Below are 20,124 nucleotides of genomic sequence, written 5' to 3'. Positions count from 1 at the left end.
TCCTTTGGTAGGTCGTAGTTATTCTACCTGTTGAGAGAAGGCTAAAGGCTAAAGGATGAAGGATAAAAAATGTAGTCCTTTACTTTTAGCCGCTTGAACCAGCAGACTTTTGATCTCGATGCTGTGATGCCATTGCTGCGGGAAGCGGTGCGCCCCTTTCCTAAAGCGGCAATGTTTGCATTAGCAGAACTGGGTTATACGTCGCCCTTTGAGCAACTGATTGCGTGCATCATTTCCATTCGGACACGAGATGAAACGTCGCTCCCGGTGGCTATTAAGCTGTTCGATCGCGCCCGCACTCCAGCGGCAATGGTGCGGCTTACCACTGACGAGATTGAAGACCTGATCCGCGACTCGACCTTCCATGAATCGAAGGCACCCCAGATTTGGGCGATCGCCCGTCAAATTATTGACACGTATGGCGACGAACTTCCGTGCGACTTTGATACGCTCGTCTCCTTTGCAGGCGTGGGTCCCAAATGCGCCAATCTTACGCTGGGCATTGCCTGTAAGCAGCCTTCGATCAGCGTCGATATTCACGTGCATCGGGTGACAAATCGCTGGGGTTACGTGCAGACGCGCACACCTGAAAAAACGTTAAAAGCACTGGAAGCAAAATTGCCGGAGCGCTTTTGGATTGAAATTAATGAACGGTTAGTGCCATTTGGCAAACACATTTGCACTGGAGAGTTACCGCGTTGTTCAACCTGTCCGCTGCTTGAGATGTGTCAACAAGTTGGGGTGCAAGACCATCGGTAGAGCGTGGGAGTGGAGAATGGGGTTAGGGGTTAGGGCTAGAGAAAGATTAGCGTTGGGTATCAGTAAAAGCAGTACGAAAAGACTACAATCCAGGCAGACCGTCATTGCCGCAACGTTATGATTTCTGATTCTCAGGCGCTTCCTATCCTTAGCGCGAAACAAGAGCGGCAGAGTGGTCGGCAGTATTACGTCAACGATCGCGGCGATCATTTGCCCAGCGTCAGCACTATTCTCAACGCGACGCGATCGCAGCAACAGCGGGATGCGCTTGCCCAGTGGCGTGAACGGGTAGGCGTAGAGGAAGCCGCACGCATTAGTGGCACTGCCAGCCGACGTGGCACAGGCACACACAAACAGGTGCAGCGCTATCTGCAAGGCGAAGTCGTGACCTGTCCCGATGGAATCAAACCATACTGGGAAAGCATTAAACCTGTCTTATTTGCTGTGGATACTGTGCGGTTGGTTGAGGGAACAGTTTTTCATCATGAGCTTGGCTATGCTGGCAAGGTCGATTGTGTCGCTAGCTACGAGGGCGTTCCCTGCCTGTGCGAATGGAAAACAGCCGATCGACCGAAGCATTCCTTAGAGCGCCTGAACGACTACCCCTTGCAAGTTGTTGCCTACTGGGGAGCCGTTCACCATACATATCAAGATTATGACGTGAACTTGCATCATGCCCTGCTAGCGATCGCCATTCCTGATCTGCCCGCTGAGATCTTTTGGTTTGACTCAGAGACGATCAACTATTACTGGCAGCAATGGGAAGCACGAGTCGCTCTCTTCTGGCGACGGCAGGGAGGAAGGATAAGGTATGAAGGATAAAGGATAAGCTTTTAGCCTTCATACCTTATCCTTTAGCCTTTCTTCCAATGTCTGCCTACAACGCTATTTATGCGATCGTTCAACAAATCCCTTATGGGCAGGTAGCGACCTATGGGCAGGTGGCAGAATTGGCGAATCTGCCGAGGCGCGCGCGGTTAGTGGGCTATGCGTTGTTTCGGGTGGCGCCAGAAATGGATGTCCCCTGGCATCGGGTCATTAATGCAAAGGGGGAGGTTTCGGAGTCCCCAGTGCGGTACGGCAGTGATCACTTGCAGCGATCGCTCCTGGAGGCAGAAGGCATCGAGTTTAGCCCTGAAGGACGGATCAACCTGCGGATGTATCGCTGGCAAGGGCTAGTTGATGCCGATTGACACGGTATCAGCGCTACGGTTACTCCTTCACCCGCTCACCCCTTCACGCTCCCACTTCTTCACCGCTCCACCCCTCACTCAATAAACTTGAGCAGCCGCACTTTTGGTTCGGCAACGTGGTTGTATTTACCTGCCATTGCCTCAATTTGCGCTAGCTGACCCAGCGCTAAACCGCACGGGCTACCGTACTTTGCCTGAACGCGATCGCTAGCAATGTTGAGTGCCGTGCGCGATCGTTCAATAAAATCTGTCAGCGCATACTCATTGCCTGGCGCGAAATATTCTTTGACGACCAACGATGGCGAGTAGCAGGTCTCTTGAGAACCATCTGGCAGTTCAATCTGAAAACGGATTTCAGGCATGGGAATCGTTGATAGATCTAATGTGTAAAGGTAATGCTGGGCTAGCTATCAGCTATCAGCGATCAGCCCATACTGACTGCTGACTGCTGACTGCTTAACTTACTTCTACTTAAACGCAGACTTACCAGCAAACCGTGCTGCTTTGCCCAGTTGCCGCTCAATTCTCAAAAGCTGGTTGAATTTGGCGACTCGTTCACCCCGGCAACCAGAACCCGTTTTGATCTGTCCGGCACTGGTAGCCACAACGAGGTCGGCGATCGTCGTGTCTTCCGATTCACCAGAGCGATGGGAGACGAAGTATTTGTAGTTGTTCTTGCTGGCTAGCTCAATCGTGTCTAGCGTTTCAGTCAGAGTGCCAATCTGGTTGACCTTAATCAGCACCGAGTTACCAACACCTGCTTCAATGCCTTCTGCAAGAATTTTGGCATTGGTGCAGAAAAGGTCATCGCCAACGAGTTCAACCGTATCACCGATCGTCTCGGTGAGCAGTTTCCAGCCTTGCCAGTCGTTTTCGCCCATTCCGTCCTCCAGAGAGACGATCGGGTACTGGCGTGCCCAGGATGCCCAGAGGTCTACCATTTCTTCCGAAGTTTTGGTGGATTTGTCTGATTTGAAAAAGACATACTTGCCGTCTTCCCACATTTCGCTAGTGGCAGGGTCAAGACAGATGGAAATGTCTTCACCGGGCTTATAGCCTGCTTTTTCAATCGCTTCTAAAATCACTTCTACCGCTTCAACGTTCGATTTGAGGTTAGGTGCAAAGCCGCCTTCATCGCCCACGCCAGTGCTCAAGCCTTTTTTGTTGAGAATGGACTTGAGCGCATGGAACGTTTCCATGCCCATCCGAATCGCTTCGGTGAAAGAGGGTGCATTGTGAGGCGCAATCATGAATTCCTGAAAATCCACTGTGTTATCAGCGTGACCACCACCGTTGATAACGTTTAGACAGGGCACAGGCAGCAGGGAAGCATTCGTTCCGCCTAGGTAGCGATAGAGGGGTAATTGCTGATAGTTCGCAGCTGCTCTTGCAACGGCTAGCGAAATGGCAAGAATGGCATTTGCGCCCATCGTGGCTTTGTTAGGTGTGCCGTCTAGTTCAATCATGGCAAGGTCGATCGTGCGCTGATCAGTAACCATCATGCCAATGAGTTCGGGAGCCAGTTTGTGATTTGCATTCTCAACGGCTTTGAGCACGCCTTTGCCGCCGTAGCGCTTGCTATCGCCATCCCGTAGTTCGACTGCTTCTTTCTCACCTGTAGAGGCACCAGAAGGGACGATCGCCGATCCTTCTGTGCCATCCTCCAGCACAACTCGCGCTTCGACGGTAGGATTGCCGCGTGAGTCTAGTACTTCGCTTGCAATAATTTCCTCAATGTACATGGGGTCACTACTCCTTGGAGGGAACTTTAGGTTAGAAACGGCGCATACTGCCTGTGCCATCTTTTGCCTAGACATCGTACAGTACGATGTCTCCTCATAGGAGTACTACAGGCAACAGACAATACCGGAATGCATTTGGCAGTAGGGCATCGATTGTGCTGTTGATAAACGATAGATAGGGTAAGCCACGTTTTGTGTCGTTGGCTGCTAAAGTCCAGATTCACTTCAGGGTAAGCTTAACAAAGCGCTATAAAACTAAATAAAGATTGCGATCGACGGTTCACTTGTGTACGTGGGCGTACAATCTTTACACTCAGTAGGTGTGTCACCAGTTACGTAAGCTACGCGAGTTTTCTTCAATCAGGCGGTTAGTGCCTCTCGCAGCCAGCTTGCTAAGAGATTTAGCAAAGCTAATAGCACGGGAAGTAAAGTTTGACCCTTCTCAGGCTTTGCCCGTACTACTTCTTCTATTCCACTGGTTATATTGTTTTGATAGGAAATTATAGTGTTGCCCCTTCTAACACTACAGCGATGCTCGTGATCATTACTGCATTCAAGCTCTTACACTGCTGATGTCAACGCCTTTGTCAAAGATTGAACCAGGTTGTACCGCTTCTAATGTTAGTGATTTAAAGCTAGGTACGGCTGAAGATGCGCGATTGCAGCTAGAAGCACACCTTTTGCAGGGTATTGCCGATGCGATCGTGGGCATACAGACTTTTGAGCTTGCCCTAGACGTAGCGCTGCAACACGTTTGCCAGAGCATGAACTGGGTCTTTGCCGAAGCCTGGGTGCCCAACAGCGCTCAAACCCAGCTTGAATGCAGTCGCGCCTGGTATAGCTGTAAAGGCGGACTGCAAACCTTTAGAGCCGCCAGCGAAAGGGCGGTGTTTGCTCCTGGTGAAGGATTGCCAGGACGGGTATGGCAAAGTAAACAGCCAGAATGGATTCCCGATGTGACCTGCTCATCCGATCGTGATTTTTTGCGAGTGCGGCTTGTCAAGACCACTCCGCTGAAGGCAGCACTTGCGGTACCCATTTTGGCAAAGGGCAAGGTTCTGGCGGCAGTTGTCTTCTTTCTTGCAGCACCACGCTTTGAAGAGGAAGAGTATGTGCAGATTGTCTCTAGCGTGGCGGCACAGTTGGGCACCATTATTCAATACAAGCAGGTTGAAACAGAAACAACGTTGGAGCAGCACCAGCAGCAGCTATCTACTTTAGTTAATTCCTTACCAGGCATTGTTTTTATCGGTGGTAATGACCCAGAGTGGTCAATGCTTTACCTCAGCGAGGGTTGTTTGGCGATTACTGGCTATCGTAGTGAAGAACTTGCTGGCAGCCAACGCCAACGCTCTTACAACGACATTTGCCACCCTGATGATGTGCCGCTTATTATCAGCAGCATTGCAGCGGCGATCGACTGCCAGAAACCGTATGAGATCGAGTACCGCATTGCCACCAAAGCCGGACAAGAGAAATGGCTGTGGGAGAAAGGGCATGGACTCTACGACTCAAACGGCGCAGTGCTGGGCATTGAAGGTTTTATTACCGACATCACGGCACTGAAGCAAGCTGAAAAAGCGTTGCGCGAAAAAGAAGCCTTTCTGCGATTGTTGCTCGACAACCTGCCCCTCGCAATTTTTTGGAAAGATACGAACTCAGTGTATCTAGGCTGTAACAAACAGTTTGCTGAAGATCTCAAACTGGCTTCCGTTACCAGCGTGCTGGGCAAAACCGATCATGAATTGCCCTACGATCGCGCCCTTGCCATCCGCTTTCAACAGCAAGACTCTCAAGTAATTACGACTGATCAGCCGATTCTGGCTTTGATCGAAGAAAACACGATTCCAAATGAACGTTTAAACTGGACACGCGCTAACAAAATCCCTATTCATGATGCTGATGGCACTGTCATTGGTGTGCTAGGTACTGTTGAAGATATCACCGATCGTCGCCAGACCGAAGAAGTGATCCGTCTCCAGCTTGCCGCGATCGAAGCCTGCACTGAAGGCATTGCGGTACTCAATGCCAGCGGCGAATTTGTCTACCTGAATCCAGCGCACGCCCAGTTCTTTGGCTACGAACAGGCTGCCCTGATTGGCAAAAACTGGCGCATTCTGTATGACCCTGACGAAGCACTGCGTTATGAGCGTGAAGTCTTCCCAGCCTTGCAGCAAGAGGGACGTTGGCAGGGAGAGGCGATCGCCAGACGATCAGATGGCAGCACCTTTGCCGAAGAACTTTCCATCACGCTGTTAGAAGATCATGGCTTGCTCTGCGTCTGTCGCGATGTAAGCGAACGTAAACAGGCAGAAGCCGCATTGAAGCAGGCGGAGGAGAAATATCGCAGCATTGTCGAAAATGCGGTTGAAGGTATCTTTCAAACCACGCCTGGAGGGCATTACCTCACTGCCAATTCAATGCTGGCAAAAATTTACGGCTACGACTCCCCTCACGAATTAACAACTAAGTTAATCGACATCCGGCACCAGCTTTATGTTGATCCGCAGCGGCGGGATGAGTTCAGTCGTTTGCTACAGGCGCAGGATGCCGTTTTAGATTTTGAGTCGCAAGTTTACCGCAAAGACGGCAGCATCATCTGGATTGCTGAGAATGCCCGCGCGATGCGGGATCAAAAGGGGCAACTGCTGGGTTACGAAGGCACCGTCGAAGACATTACCCAACGCAAACTGGCAGAAGCCGAACTGCTGCAACGCGATAGTCTGCTGCAAGGCGTTGCTACTGCCATGACTTATTTGTTAACCGATACGAATTACGAAGCGGCGATCGCTAAGGTCCTGAAAACATTAGGCTCCGCCGCTAGAGTCGATCGGGTCTATATCTACGAAAATCATCCCCATCCTGAAACGGGTGAGATTGCTATGAGTATGCGGTATGAATGGGTGCGACCCTCCATTCAGCCATCGATTCAGCAGACCCACTGGCAAAATCAACCCTACAGTGCTGCTGGTACTGACGGTTGGTACGATGTGTTATCCGTTGGTCGAGCACTCTGCGGCGCGATCGATCAATTTCCGGCAGACCAGCAGGCATTGTTTCAACTAGATAACATTCTCTCCATTCTCATGGTGCCCATTCTGATCGACGATCAGTTTTGGGGCTATATCGGCTTTGACGATTGCACTACAAAACGTCGTTGGTCAGGCAATGAAGAATCAATTTTAGTGGCGATGGCTGCAAGTATTGGCGGTGCGCTCAAACGCCGGCAGGCAGAAGCCACCATTCGTTATCAAGCCTTTCACGATTTGCTAACGGGCTTGCCCAACCGGATGCTCTTTAACGATCGCCTACCCCTGGCACTAGCAAACGCGCATCGTAACGGAACTATGCTCGCCGTCATGTTTCTCGACCTCGATCGCTTCAAAACCATTAACGACACTCTGGGACATGCGATCGGCGACCAACTCTTGCAAGCCGTTGCTACTCGCTTAGCTGGCTGCCTGCGAGAAGGTGACACGATCGCCCGCTGGGGTGGCGACGAATTTACCTTGCTGCTGCCTCAAATTAACAATACTGAAGATGCTGCTAAAGCGGCACAACGCCTCAGTAAAGCGCTGAAACCTGCCTTCCATATAGAAGGGCATGAACTTTACATCAGTTGCAGCATTGGTATTGCCCTTTACCCGCATGATGGCGAAGATGCTCAAACGTTGCTTAAAAATGCGGATGCCGCTTTGTACCGCGTCAAAGAACAGGGACGCAACGGCTACCAGATTTATACTCCCGCTATTAACTCCCAAGCTTCGGCATTGCTAGCGCTTGAAAGCAGCCTGCATCATGCTCTGGAACGGCAACAATTTGTGCTGCACTACCAGCCACAAATTAATGTCAACACAGGGCAGATCACCGGTATGGAAGCCCTCTTGCGGTGGCAACATCCCGAACTAGGGCTGATACCGCCGCGCGTGTTCATTGCGCTAGCAGAGGAAAACGGACTGATTGTACCCATTGGTGAGTGGGTACTACGCACTGCCTGTGCCCAAAGCAAAGCGTGGCAAGTGGCTGGACTGCTCCCCTTGCGTATGGCAGTTAACCTTTCAGCCAGACAATTTCAACAGCCCCATCTGGTTGAAACCGTTGCCCAGACGTTGGCAGAAACTGGTCTTAACCCCTGCCACTTAGAATTAGAGATTACCGAAACGGTGGTGATGCATGATGTAGACTTTACTACGTCCATGCTCAAAGACTTGCAGGCAATGGGTGTAAATCTTGCGGTAGATGACTTTGGCACCGGCTATTCATCGCTCGGCTACCTGAAGCGCTTTCCCTTAAACACCATTAAGATTGACCAATCCTTCATTCGCGAACTGACGATCGACCCAAACGATGCCGCGATCGTCACCGCTGTCATTGCGCTCGGTCGCGGTCTTAATCTAAACGTCGTCGCCGAAGGTGTAGAGACACAAGCGCAACTAGACTATCTGCGATCACGCCACTGCGAAGAAATGCAAGGCTATTGCTTCAGTCGTCCCATGCCAGCAGCAGCAGCCACCCAGTTCTTACAAGCACACCAGCCTAAAGCTCTGTTTACTGCACTGTGAAAGCCATCAAGCAAACGCGTAAGAGAGGGGAGGAAGTGAAGAAGTGAAAAGGTGAAGGAGTAAAGGCATGCCCTCCCACCCCATCACTCTCCCTCCTCCCCCTAGAGCAGCGGCGATCGACGTTACAATGGATGGGTTCTACAGGCTGAATCCTCCCGCCGCTAGACTGTTTGCAGCATCGGGTCGCACGGATTGATCGCCTACTTTGACAGGAGCTAACGGCTGTGGTTGCACACGTCTCTACCGATCGTTACGAAGCCCAGACCCAGGCGATCGCTCGCCAATTACTCAGCGCGACCCGCGAAAACCGCTCCTTCTTCGCTCAAGTGCGTGACCAGATGCGGTGGGATGACAAGCTGCTTGCGTGGACGATGGGCAATCCGGGTCTGCGGGTGCAGTTATTTCGCTTCATTGACTGCCTGCCATCGCTTCGTAGCAAACCCGAAATCGCCCGCCATCTTCAGGAATATTTGGGTGATGCGACTGTTGAGCTACCCAGCGCTTTAAAGGGGATGCTGAACTTTGCCAATCCTGATTCCGTACCCGGACAGCTAGCTGCAACCACTATTTCTACTGCTGTTGAAACGTTGGCGCATAAGTACATTGCAGGCGAAACCATTCAGCAAGTGCTGAAGACGATCGAGCGCCTGCGGAAAGACAAGATGACTTTCACGGTCGATCTGTTGGGTGAAGCGGTGATTACGGAAGTCGAGGCACAGTCCTATTTCGATCGCTACCTGGAACTGATGGCGCAGTTGACCACGGCTGCAAAATCCTGGTCAAACGTGCCACAGATCGATCAAGCAGACGGCGAGGCATTGTCTAAAGCGCAAGTCTCTGTGAAGCTCACTGCCTTTTATTCGCAGTTTGATCCACTGGACGTTGAAGGCAGCCGCGATCGGGTGAGTCAATCTATCCGGTTGCTGCTGCGTCGTGCAAAGGAACTGGGTGCTGCCGTCCATTTCGATATGGAGCAATACGCTTACAAAGATTCAACGCTGGCGATTCTCAAAAAGCTGTTGCTCGAAGATGAGTTTCGCACTCGTACCGATGTCGGTGTAACCCTGCAAGCGTATCTGCGCGACAGTGAACGCGACTTAACCGAGCTAATCGCCTGGGCAAAACAGCGCGGCACGCCTTTGACGGTTCGTCTGGTGAAGGGTGCCTACTGGGATCAAGAAACCATCAAAGCGGCTCAAAAAGATTGGCAGCAGCCCGTCTTCAATGATAAAGCCTCTACGGATGCCAACTTTGAAACGATGACTCGCTTGCTGCTAGAGAACCACGAGTATCTCTACGGCGCGATCGGCAGCCACAACGTCCGCTCTCAGGCATACGCAATGGCGATCGCCGAAACCCTCCAGATTCCGCCCCGTCGCTTTGAACTCCAGGTGCTCTATGGCATGGCGGACAAGCTGGCAAAAGCGATCGTTGCCAAAGGCTACCGCGTGCGGGTTTACTGTCCCTATGGCGAACTCATCCCCGGTATGTCGTATCTTATTCGCCGCCTGCTTGAGAACACTGCTAATAGCTCTTTCTTGCGCCAAAACCTGGAAGAACGTCCGGTCGAAGAACTCCTTGCTGCACCCACAAGCCTAAACTCTGATTCAGCGGTCAGCGGTCAGCAGTCAGCAGTCAGCCATCCAAAATTTATTAACGCTTCGGATGCTGATTATGCTGATTCTAAGCAGCGCGATCGTGCCTTGCAAGCGATTCAAACTGTGCGGCAACAGCTTGGCAAAACTTATCAGCCGTTGATTGATGGTGAGTATGTAGCAACAGATGCGCAGATCAATTCCTTGAACCCTTCAAACTTCAGCGAAACGGTGGGTCAGGTTGGGCAAATTAGCGTTGAGCAAGCCGATCGCGCGATGGAGGCTGCTAAAACCGCCTTTCTTGACTGGAAGCGCACTCCGCCAACTAAACGAGCCGCTATTTTGCATACGGCTGCTGATCTGATGACTCAGCGACGTGATGAACTCGCTGCCTGGATGGTTTTTGAGACAGGAAAACCGTTGAATGAAGCGAATGGTGAAGTGTCGGAGGCGATCGACTTTTGCCGCTACTATGCGGATGAAATGGAACGGCTCGATGCTGGCGTTGCCTACGATTTTCCGGGTGAAACTAACCGCTACCACTATCAGCCGTTAGGCATTGTTGTCGTCATTTCGCCCTGGAACTTTCCGCTGGCGATCCCCACTGGGATGACGGTTGCAGCACTGGTTGCGGGTAACTGCGTTCTGCTCAAGCCTGCCGAAACGTCCAGCGTGATCATTGCTAAACTGACCGAGATTCTGATCGAAGCAGGCATTCCGAGTGGTGTGTTCCAGTATGTGCCCGGTAAGGGTTCCACCGTAGGCGCGCACCTGGTCAAACACCCGCACACCAACATGATTACCTTCACTGGCTCTCAAGAAGTGGGCTGTCGCATTTATGCCGATGCAGCGATTCTGCAACCAGGGCAAAAGCACCTGAAGCGCGTTGTGGCAGAGATGGGCGGCAAAAACGCCATTATTGTTGATGAAAGTGCGGATCTGGATCAGGCGGTGCAGGGTGTGGTGCAGTCTGCCTTTGGCTATAGTGGTCAGAAATGTTCTGCCTGTTCGCGAGTGATTGTGCTGGAGCCGATCTACGACCTATTTTTGCAGCGCTTAGTGGAGGCAACTCGATCGCTCAATCTTGGTAAAGCAGACCATCCCAGTACTCGCGTGGGTCCCGTTATTGATGCTGCTGCCCGCGATCGCATCTTAGAGTACATCGACAAAGGGCGGCAGGAATGCGAACTGGCGTTAGAAATGCCCGCGCCCGACGGTGGCTATTTTGTAGGACCCGTTATTTTTCACGATGTGCCACCAACGGCGACGATCGCTCGTGAAGAAATCTTTGGTCCCGTTCTGGCAGTCATGCGCGCAAAGACGTTTGATGAGGCGCTAGAACTGGCTAATGGTACACAGTTTGCCCTCACAGGTGGGCTTTACTCACGCACCCCATCGCACATTGAGCAGGCACGTGCCGACTTTGAAGTGGGCAATTTGTATATCAATCGTGGTATCACTGGGGCGATCGTGGCGCGTCAACCCTTTGGTGGCTTCAAACTCTCTGGCGTTGGCTCCAAAGCTGGCGGACCCGATTACCTGCTGCAATTCCTGGAACCCCGCGTGGTTACTGAAAACATTCAACGTCAGGGCTTTGCACCGATCAAGGGCGCAGAGTAAGGGCGTGCTAGAACATAACTGCATTTGGGATCGCTATCAGCTTTTTTCTGGCTCCTGACTGCTTCTTCCTTTACAGTGACTCACTTGCCAGCAATAGAGCACGCTCATGGTAACGACCTCTACCCTTGCTATTACCTGCGAAAAACTGTCTCATGAAAATTAAAGACGCAATTAATTTGCACAAAGGTTTGACAGCCGCGATCATAGTTGGCTTCATGGTGGCATACCAGAACTTTACCTTGGGTCCCTGGGTGTATCTAGCGCTGCATGGAAGCTACGGCTTTCTATGGTTACTGAAAGATCGGCTCTATCCAGACAAGCAATGGGAGCAGGTTATCCCGCTTGGGACAGGTGTGTTTACATTTGCTCTATTGGGGCTTTACTGGGTGCCGCCGTTTCTGCTCATTAGCCGCGGCACTGTGCCGCCATTACCATTAGTCGCAGGGGCGATCGCGCTCAATATTTTGGGCATATTTCTACACTTTGTTAGCGATGCTCAGAAATATTACACGCTCAAGTACCGAGCGGGATTAATCACTGAAGGTTTGTTTGCTCGCTGTCGTAACACTAATTATCTAGGCGAAGTGTTGATTTACCTATCCTTCGCACTGCTAGCGCAACACTGGCTGCCGTTTGTAATTTTGGCTTTATTTATCAGCTTCGTGTTTGTGCCCAATATGCTGAAAAAAGATCAATCGCTCTCGCGTTACCCCGACTTTGCCAGCTACAAAGCGCGATCGGGCTTGCTCTTGCCGCAACTAGTGGGGGTGACAAGCGCTACTCCAGACGGTATTGTACCGACTGAGGAGTCTTGATCGCTTGAGCCGCCTGCATGAAACCTTTTGTCAGCCAACCACTTGTGAGTCAATCCAACCCACTGTCTCCTCTCTGGTTGCGATGGCTGGTAATTTTTCTCATCGTTGTAGGCGTTGTGTTTCGCTTTGTCAACCTGAACCATAAGGTTTACTGGCACGATGAGGTGTATACGTCACTTCGAGCTGCTGGCTATACCGGGCAGGAAATCGGTCAAGAAATCTTTCAGAACAAACTGTTTTCGCCGCAAGATTTGCTTCAGTACCAGCAGATCAAGCCAGGCAGTACGCCTGCTGATACCGTGCGATCACTGGCAGTGGAAGATCCTCAACATCCGCCGCTTTATTTCTTGCTTAATCGAGTCTGGGTACAGTGGTTCGGTAAACCGCTGGAAGCAATTTTTGGCAGTCCGATCACTGCACCACGACTGCTGCCAGTGCTGATTAGCCTGCTATCGTTGCCGTTCATGTATGCCCTGGCTCAGGAATTGTTTGCGTCTCAGGCGATCGCGCTACTGGCGACTGCCTTTCTAGCACTCTCACCCTTTGATATCCTCTTTGCTCAAGTCGCACGTCAGTACAGTTTGCTGGCATTAGCGGTGATTGCCAGCCACTATTTCCTGCTGCGGGCGATCCGCCTGTCGAAGGTGCCTAAAACCCGCTCTCGCGATGTGCGTCAACGTCCACCAGCTGCATGGCAGCATTGGGGGCTGTATGCGCTTGCCATCACGATCGGCTTGTATACGCAGCCTTTCTTTGCATTGACGCTTATTGGACATGGCGTTTATGTAGTGCTGGAAGCGATCGCAGATGGACAGCGCGATCGCCTTCAACAATGGCTCGCTGGTTTTGGTCTTGCCTTAACGGCTGCCATTATGCTTTATGCGCCGTGGATCATCGTCATGTTGCAGGGCTTTCAGCGTGCGCTTGATACGACAAGCTGGGCAACTGCCGTAGCAGGCTTTGATTATTTGCTGAAACTTTGGACATTAAGCTTTACCGCATTGTTTCTCGATCTTGACTTTGGCTTCAACAATCCCTGGACGTTTGTGCTGCGAGTGCCGATCATGGTGTTGATTGGGATGGCTTTCTACACGCTGGTGCGACGGAGCGATCGCCCGGTGTGGCTGTTTGTGGTAACTGCGACGGTTGTGCCTTTTTTGCTGCTGGCGTTGCCCGATCTGGTGCTGGGCAGTCGACGATCGGCAGTTAGCCGCTATCTCATCGCCTGTTATCCCGGTATTCACTTGGCGCTCGCCTATCTCATCGCCACCAAGCTCTCACCCAAACCGCATTACCTCAACCGTATACCTCTGCGGTCAACAGGTGCGTCTCGGTTTCGCTTTCGCTTTACACCCTACATACTGTCGTTCCTCAACCGCTGGTTTTGGCGATCTGTCTTGTTCGCTCTCTTTACCGCCAGCCTTGTATCTTGCACCGTGAGCGCAGCCTCTGACACCTGGTGGCACAACGTACCGAGCTACTTTAATGCGGCAGTTGCCCGTCGTGTCAACGTCGCACCGTCGCCTCTGGTGGTGAGCGATCGTGGCGATGACTTTACCAATATTGCTGACTTGATTTCACTCAGCTATCAGCTCCAACCAAACGTGCGGCTACTCTTACTGAATCAAGATGCTAACTGGGTAACAACTGAACCATTTAAATCGCAAATCGACGGCGCGACGGTGTTTGCCTTTCGTCCTTCAAATCAACTCAGGCAAGGATTGGAGCGATCGCGTGGCTCCCTCCAGTTTATTTTACCTGCTGCCCGCCTCTGGCAAGTGCCGTAGTCGGCAACGATGCCTCTAGTTGTCCGCTGTTGACAGAACCTGTATGATAAGTGTGTTTGAAGGGGAGTAGCTGCTGGCAGGTGCCAGCCCATTTGAATCAACATACTGGCGATGAGCCTGGTTCAGATGACAAAAAGCTTCTAGCGATCAACCTTCAGTAAGCAGCTTTGATTGAATTATTGATCTTCAAAAGCTGACTGCTGACTGCTGACTGCTGACTGCTATTTGCAAGCGAGACCTTCACTAAGTTCACAACCTTTGTGAGCTTGGTGAAGCTGTTGCAGCCCTCATCAAGCTCACTTAGATAGCAGAGATCTGAGGAGTTCGATGGAATGCTGGCAGCGTTTACGGCTGGATTATTGCTTATTACGATTTCAGAACTAGGTGATAAAACGTTTTTTATCGCCATGCTTCTGGCAATGCGACATTCTCGTCGTCTTGTTTTTGTTGGCTCGATCGCAGCACTGGCGACAATGACGATTCTGTCCGTTTTGCTGGGGCAAGCCGTGGCGCTGTTGCCCAAAGCCCTAGTGCATATCGCTGAAGTCGTTTTGTTCATCAGCTTTGGCATGAAGCTGCTGTATGACGCGACGCAAATGCCCAGTACTGCTATCTGCGATGAGGTTAAAGAAGCTGAAGAAACGATTCAACATGCTGATACGGTAGCAGCAAAGCACGGAGCCAGACGCAGTATTGTGCTTCAGGCGTTTGTGCTGACATTTGTAGGCGAATGGGGCGATCGCACGCAATTTGCCACGATCGCGCTTGCCGCTGCGAATGATCCCTGGGGCGTAACAGCAGGCGCAATTGTCGGACACGCTATCTGTGCAGCGATCGCGGTCATGGGCGGACGGTTAATCGCTGCGCACATCTCCGAAAAGCTGATCACAGGCTTGGGTGGTCTGCTGTTTCTCGTGTTTGGTGTTGCCGCCTGGATGGAAGGAGCATGAGGGCAACTCAATCCGTTAAGGCTTCGGTACTGGTGTTTCTGAAGGGCTAGGCGCACTGCCTGCGGGGCTAGGCACGCTCGTTGGAGATGCTCCTGGTGAAGGAGCACTGGCAAGTTGGTTAATCTGATCCTTAAATTGTGCTGGTGCAAGTTCAGCAGCGCTAGCAAACAGTGGTTTGGCAGCCTCAGTCTTGCCCTGATCCTTCAAAATCAGCGCTTTGCCAAGAATGGGACGAAAATCTTGCTTATTGCTTTTGGCAGCTTCATCAAATACCGCGATCGCCTCATCAAAACGTTTCTGCGAGGCATACACCTGCCCCAAAATGACTTGAACTGAGCCAACATCCACGCTACCCGCCTGAATTTTGTTTGCCTGCGGTGCAGTCTTAATCGTGTCTTCTAATAAACCGACGGCTGCTTCAGGACGGTTTTGTTGCAGCAGTAAATTAGACAAGCCTTGAAGCGCGTTGCGATCGCCCGGTTGTGTTTTCAAGATCTCGCGATAGGTCTGGGCGGCTCCTTCTGTATCATTGGTTTGCTGCTTTGCCTGAGCCAGCAGAATGGCATACTCAGTTTCCTTCGGGTTGAGTTTTGCCAGTTTTTCAAGTGGGGCGATCGCGCCTTTCACATCGCCTAGACCCAGCCGTGCTTCCAGAAGACCGCGTAAGGCTGTTGCGTTTTCAGGTTCCCGTTGCAGCACCAACTCATAGCCCTTTGCCTGCGCCTCCAGTTCTTCCTTCTTAGGAGTCGCGCTGGCAGACTGTGTTGGCGTAGGTTTAGTAGCTGTCTGTTGTTGTCCTTGAAAGGCAGCTTCAATAAGTGGGATCAGTGAAAAGCCCACAAAAGCGACGACTGCCAGGATAAGAACCACATTGATAATCCAGCGATTGCGCTTATTGGTCACAGATCTGCCTCGAAACTCTACTGCTATTATCAACGACAAAGGCCATTTCCGATGGCAAGATCACGGTATCGCTGTTGCTAGAAAGATGAAAATGGGGGGCTCTAAGGGATGGTAAGCGTGTACTCCGGACAGGATTGCTACCGCGTATCCGTGCAGTAGCAAGCTGAACTCCTGCAGTTAAGGTTGCAGCCACTATGCCTTAACCAGTTGCAAGGAGCAGATCTAAATATTTGGAGCTAAATTAAGTTATGGCTTCCTATCAAGTCTTGAAAACGTGTCTGTGATAAGATTGTTAATTCGAGATGGTTGTCAAAAATTATGCTATCGGCAACAGACCGCATAGCCTCTAAATTGTCAGCCTCCGCAACCCATTCATTGATAAAGAGAATCCGCACAGCACCATGATCAAACTGCGATTGAAGCGATACGGCAAAAAGCGTGAAGTCAGCTACCGCATTGTGGCAATGAATAGCCGCGATCGCCGAGATGGACGTCCCCTGGAGGAATTGGGCTTTTATAACCCTAGAACCGATGAAATTCGGCTCAATATTCCCGCGATCGTTAAGCGGTTGCAAGATGGAGCGCAGCCAACTGATACGGTACGCAGCATTTTGCAGAAAAACAACGTGTTTGAACAGGTCAATGCCTGAGCCGTCTCAACACACTCATGCTGCTAAACCAGCCGAGCCAGACTATGCTGGGCTGGTCAGGTTTTTGGTGGCACCATTTTTGGAGCTGCCAGAGTCACTTAAGGTTGACTGCGAAATCTCGCCAAACCGGAGCAAAGTTTGGGTACGTGTAGCATTTGAAGGAACTGATAAAGGGCGTATGTTTGGGCGTGGCGGTCGCAACATCCAGGCAATTCGTTCGGTACTTGAGGCGGCAGCTCGTGCGGCTGGTAGTACAGCCTATCTGGATGTTTTTGGTAGTTCACCTCAGGGCAGCGAGGATGGTAGCGATCGCGAGGACGTGGCAAGTAAATCCCCACCGCGCCGCTCATCTAGTGTCAAAGAAGCGCCTAAGCTGCGATCGCGCAGTGCCCCTCCTGATGAATTGGAGACGTGAAAATTTGATCGCTGATTCGTCGTTGGACTCACAAATGTTTGCATGGTAGAGGCTGTTACTGTCGAATTACCCAATGCTGCAAGCGCGATCGCCCTCGCCGGGGAGCGAGAAGAAAATCTGAAAATTTTAGCCAGACAGACTGGTGCAACGCTAGTCTTGCATGGGCTAGCACTACGGATTTCTGGTACTGATCCTCAAATTGAATTAGCCACTCGTTTAGTAAAAGCGCTTGAAGCTGTTTGGGGTCGCGGCACGGTTATCTCTGGTGTTGATATACTGACTGCTCGCCATGCGCTAGATACCCAACAGCAGGACGAGCTTCACGAACTGCGGCAAGATGTGTTGGCACGAACTCGTCGTGGTGAAGACATCCGTGCCAAAACCCTCCAGCAACGCCAGTATATTCAAGCCGTTCGCACCCATGACCTGACCTTCTGCATTGGTCCAGCAGGCACGGGTAAAACTTTTCTAGCAGCCGTGCTAGCGGTACAGGCAGTGCTAGCTAACCAGTATGAACGGCTGATCTTGACTCGTCCTGCTGTTGAAGCAGGAGAGAAGCTTGGCTTTTTGCCAGGAGACTTGCAGCAAAAGATTGATCCGTATTTGCGTCCGCTCTACGACGCGCTGTATGAGTTTATTGATCCAGAGAAAATTCCCAGCTTGATGGAGCGTGGTGTGATTGAAGTGGCACCGATCGCCTATATGCGGGGTCGTACGCTCAACAATGCGTTTGTGATTCTTGACGAAGCGCAGAACACTACGCCCGCTCAAATGAAAATGATCCTGACACGCCTCGGCTTTCGCTCTCGCATGGTGGTAACGGGCGATTTAACTCAGACAGACTTGCCACAGTACCAATCGTCGGGCTTAGCGATCGCGCAGAAAATCTTACAGCCGGTAGAAGGGGTTGCGTTTTGTCACCTTTCCAAAGCCGATGTGGTGCGTCATCCTCTGGTGCAGCGCATTGTTGCTGCCTATGAGCAGCATGAGCAGCCTTAAGCATCGATGCCTGATCCGTCGCTCCGTATTGCGCTACTGACATACTCAACCAGGCTCAGGGGTAGCGTGGTGCATACTCTGGAGTTAGCAGAGGCACTCCATGCAATGGGTCACACTGTTTGCGTCTACGCACTGGCAAAGGATGGGACCGGGTTCGATCGCCTGCTCTCCTGCGCTTACAAACTCATTACGGCTCAGCCTGCACCGGATGGCATTGATGCCCTGATCCAGCAACGTATTCAAGAATTTGTGGCGTACTTCAGCCAGTCCAGCGATACTTACGACTGTTATCACGCTCAAGACTGCATTGGCGCAAATGCGTTGTCTCGCTTACGTCAACTCCAGCTCATTCCCCATTTTGTCCGCACTGTTCATCACATCGAGGCGTATAACAGCATTTATCTCCAGCAGTGTCAGGAGCGATCGATTCGTGATCCCGACCTTTGTTTCTGCGTCAGCACTCGCTGGCAACGCGAATTGCAACAGCAGTATCAGATTGATGCGCCCAGAGTGAGTAATGGTGTAAATACACAACGGTTTACTGCCCAACTAGATGGCTCGGAACAATCACTTGGTCAGCAATTAGGGCTAAACGGCTCACCCATTTACCTAACCGTTGGCGGCATTGAACCACGCAAGAATTCGCTTGTTCTTTTGCAAGCCTTTAGCCAGCTCCGCGTCAGCCATCCTCACGCCCAACTGATCATCGCTGGTGGCGCAACTCTCTTCGATTATCAAGCGTACCGTGACGAGTTTTTTGCCCTGGCAGGCACACTGGGCATTACCACTGGCGAAGCCTTGCTTCTACCAGGCGTAATTTCTGATGCGGTGCTGCCCGCACTCTATCGCCTTGCCGATGCGTTTGTTTTTCCGTCTGTAAAAGAAGGGTGGGGTTTAGTTGTAATGGAAGCGATCGCCAGCGGCATTCCTGTTATGACTGCGAACCAACCGCCATTTACCGAGTTCCTGACCGAGAAACAGGCGTTGCTAGTTGATCCTACGTCTCCAGATGCGATCGCCCTGGCAATGCGATCAGTTTTAACTCCAGAACTTGCTCAATCTTTACGCGAAAACAGCCGGGCAATTCTACCCTGCTACTCCTGGGAAGCCTCTGCGAAGATGCATTTGGTTCATTATCGTGATCTGCTAAGACGGTGAAAGGGTCAGAAAGTGAAGGGATGGAGCGATAAAAAAGTAAAGGGGTGAGACGGTGAAGAGCAATGAGGCTAAAAATCAGGGTCGGTCATCTTATCCAAATTGTATTGACGCAGGGCTATAGCTGTTTCCAATTGGACCTTCCACACTTACACCTATCGACCCATTCATATACCTGACTCTACTTCTGTGGCGCATACTTCATCTGAATTTTGAGCGTCCTGCTGGCACCCGCTAGCAGAAACACGCAGTCACCATAGCGAGTAAGGTCTTGACGAGTCGCAGGATTGTTAGAAAAACCGTAGCCTTCAGTGGGAATACCTGTAGTGTTGCGGTTGAGCTTGCGATCGCCGTTCACATCTTGAAAGAGAGCAAGGGCATAGCTACCCGATGAAATATCCTTAAACGTAATTTTGGGTGAGTCTTCAGTCACCTTGACGCATCGGTTCATGACAGCATTCTTAGCGTTATCAGGAAACCCAAAGCTTCTGGAAAAGAGCTTGAAGCAGATGGCACCCTTTTGAGCTTTTAAGCCGTCAATTTCAATGGTTAAAGTGCTTTTAAGCTCTGCTTTTACATCTGATGCTATGGCGATACTGGATAGCGCTGCAAGGGCGATCGCGCCCATTCTAATGTTTTTTAATTCAAGCATTCCGATACGTTTTATCCCATTACAGTACTTGCTACTAGTGATGGCCCTACACGTGTTTGACACCGAGTATCAATCTCAATGTAAAGTTACCACCCGATCGCGAGAGCAGACGTTTTTTGGCTACTCGCCTCGTTGCCATTGCCGCTATATCTGTCTTGAATAGTTGCGCGTAATTCGGCAATACCTTGTCTTAATTCAGCTATGCCTTGAGTGTTAGCGGCCATTTGTTAAGCGTTTGCCTGCTGAATGCGAGCAGTTTCTTGCTGTCGTCGGACAATCAGCAGAATTTCGTTGATCTGGGCAATCGCGTTGCTATGCTGGACAACT

17 protein-coding genes are annotated in these 20,124 nt (G+C 51.2%); 13 read left to right on the top strand and 4 right to left on the bottom strand.

Annotation, left to right across the window (positions count from 1 at the left end; all coding sequences use genetic code 11):
- Positions 1-93: 93 nt before the first annotated feature.
- The 3 genes from nth (at position 94) to H6F86_RS11475 (ending at position 1,952) form a co-directional block, all read left to right on the top strand.
- Positions 94-759 carry an endonuclease III gene (nth, locus tag H6F86_RS11485; RefSeq protein ID WP_199305229.1) on the top strand — a complete coding sequence of 222 codons (666 nt, stop codon included), beginning with the start codon at positions 94-96 and terminating at the stop codon, positions 757-759.
- A gap of 117 nt (positions 760-876) precedes the next feature.
- A complete protein-coding gene (locus H6F86_RS11480; protein WP_190448734.1) occupies positions 877-1,581 on the top strand; it encodes an exonuclease in 705 nt (234 codons plus the stop codon).
- 47 nt (positions 1,582-1,628) lie between these two features.
- Positions 1,629-1,952 (top strand): MGMT family protein, encoded by a 324-nt coding sequence (locus H6F86_RS11475; protein WP_190448733.1) that lies wholly within the window; start codon positions 1,629-1,631, stop codon positions 1,950-1,952.
- 74 nt (positions 1,953-2,026) lie between these two features.
- Here H6F86_RS11475 and H6F86_RS11470 read toward each other — a convergent pair whose 3' ends face one another.
- Positions 2,027-2,314: an MSMEG_0570 family nitrogen starvation response protein gene (locus H6F86_RS11470; RefSeq protein ID WP_190448732.1), complete on the bottom strand. Its 288-nt coding sequence runs from the start codon at positions 2,312-2,314 to the stop codon at positions 2,027-2,029.
- Between the two features lie 105 nt (positions 2,315-2,419).
- Entirely contained in the window at positions 2,420-3,694 is a 1,275-nt protein-coding gene (gene eno, locus H6F86_RS11465) for a phosphopyruvate hydratase (protein ID WP_190448731.1), read from the bottom strand.
- A gap of 572 nt (positions 3,695-4,266) precedes the next feature.
- Here eno and H6F86_RS11460 point away from each other — a divergent pair.
- The 6 genes from H6F86_RS11460 to H6F86_RS11440 all read left to right on the top strand — a co-directional run bounded on the left by H6F86_RS11460 (position 4,267) and on the right by H6F86_RS11440 (position 15,023).
- Positions 4,267-8,256, top strand: a complete 3,990-nt coding sequence (locus H6F86_RS11460; RefSeq protein WP_190448730.1) for an EAL domain-containing protein — start codon at positions 4,267-4,269, stop codon at positions 8,254-8,256.
- A 67-nt stretch (positions 8,257-8,323) separates the two neighbouring features.
- The gene (locus tag H6F86_RS32795; protein ID WP_277881660.1) at positions 8,324-8,452 is read left to right on the top strand and encodes a hypothetical protein; all 129 of its coding nucleotides are present in this window, start codon (positions 8,324-8,326) and stop codon (positions 8,450-8,452) included.
- A 28-nt stretch (positions 8,453-8,480) separates the two neighbouring features.
- Positions 8,481-11,471 (top strand): L-glutamate gamma-semialdehyde dehydrogenase, encoded by a 2,991-nt coding sequence (gene pruA / locus H6F86_RS11455; protein ID WP_347240170.1) that lies wholly within the window; start codon positions 8,481-8,483, stop codon positions 11,469-11,471.
- Positions 11,472-11,623: 152 nt separating this feature from the next.
- Positions 11,624-12,286 carry a DUF1295 domain-containing protein gene (locus H6F86_RS11450; RefSeq protein WP_190448729.1) on the top strand — a complete coding sequence of 221 codons (663 nt, stop codon included), beginning with the start codon at positions 11,624-11,626 and terminating at the stop codon, positions 12,284-12,286.
- Positions 12,287-12,303: 17 nt separating this feature from the next.
- A complete protein-coding gene (locus H6F86_RS11445; protein WP_190448728.1) occupies positions 12,304-14,073 on the top strand; it encodes a glycosyltransferase family 39 protein in 1,770 nt (589 codons plus the stop codon).
- Positions 14,074-14,405: 332 nt separating this feature from the next.
- Positions 14,406-15,023, top strand: coding sequence for a TMEM165/GDT1 family protein (locus tag H6F86_RS11440; RefSeq protein ID WP_190448727.1), 618 nt, complete (start codon positions 14,406-14,408; stop codon positions 15,021-15,023).
- A gap of 15 nt (positions 15,024-15,038) precedes the next feature.
- On the opposite strand, the gene H6F86_RS11435 is transcribed toward H6F86_RS11440, so the two are convergent.
- Entirely contained in the window at positions 15,039-15,926 is an 888-nt protein-coding gene (locus H6F86_RS11435; protein ID WP_190448726.1) for a tetratricopeptide repeat protein, read from the bottom strand.
- 401 nt (positions 15,927-16,327) lie between these two features.
- Between H6F86_RS11435 and rpsP the strand changes: the two genes are divergently transcribed.
- Genes rpsP through H6F86_RS11415 form a run of 4 tightly spaced genes read left to right on the top strand, consistent with a single transcriptional unit; the run spans position 16,328 to position 19,148 of the window.
- Positions 16,328-16,576, top strand: a complete 249-nt coding sequence (gene rpsP / locus H6F86_RS11430; protein ID WP_190448725.1) for a 30S ribosomal protein S16 — start codon at positions 16,328-16,330, stop codon at positions 16,574-16,576.
- Positions 16,569-16,991: a KH domain-containing protein gene (locus tag H6F86_RS11425; protein WP_190448724.1), complete on the top strand. Its 423-nt coding sequence runs from the start codon at positions 16,569-16,571 to the stop codon at positions 16,989-16,991. Before rpsP ends, H6F86_RS11425 begins: the two co-directional genes overlap by 8 nt.
- A 42-nt stretch (positions 16,992-17,033) precedes the next feature.
- Entirely contained in the window at positions 17,034-17,990 is a 957-nt protein-coding gene (locus H6F86_RS11420) for a PhoH family protein (protein ID WP_190448723.1), read from the top strand.
- A gap of 6 nt (positions 17,991-17,996) precedes the next feature.
- On the top strand, positions 17,997-19,148 hold the full coding sequence (locus tag H6F86_RS11415; protein WP_190448722.1) for an MSMEG_0565 family glycosyltransferase: 1,152 nt from the start codon (positions 17,997-17,999) through the stop codon (positions 19,146-19,148).
- A 178-nt stretch (positions 19,149-19,326) separates the two neighbouring features.
- Here H6F86_RS11415 and H6F86_RS11410 read toward each other — a convergent pair whose 3' ends face one another.
- Positions 19,327-19,797, bottom strand: coding sequence for a DUF2141 domain-containing protein (locus tag H6F86_RS11410; protein WP_190448721.1), 471 nt, complete (start codon positions 19,795-19,797; stop codon positions 19,327-19,329).
- Positions 19,798-20,124 lie beyond the last annotated feature (327 nt).

Origin of the sequence: Phormidium sp. FACHB-592, assembly GCF_014695795.1 — a bacterium.
GTDB lineage: Bacteria > Cyanobacteriota > Cyanobacteriia > Leptolyngbyales > Leptolyngbyaceae > Stenomitos.
The sequence above is the reverse complement of the archived record's forward strand: the minus strand, read 5'-3'. Positions and strand labels throughout refer to the sequence as shown.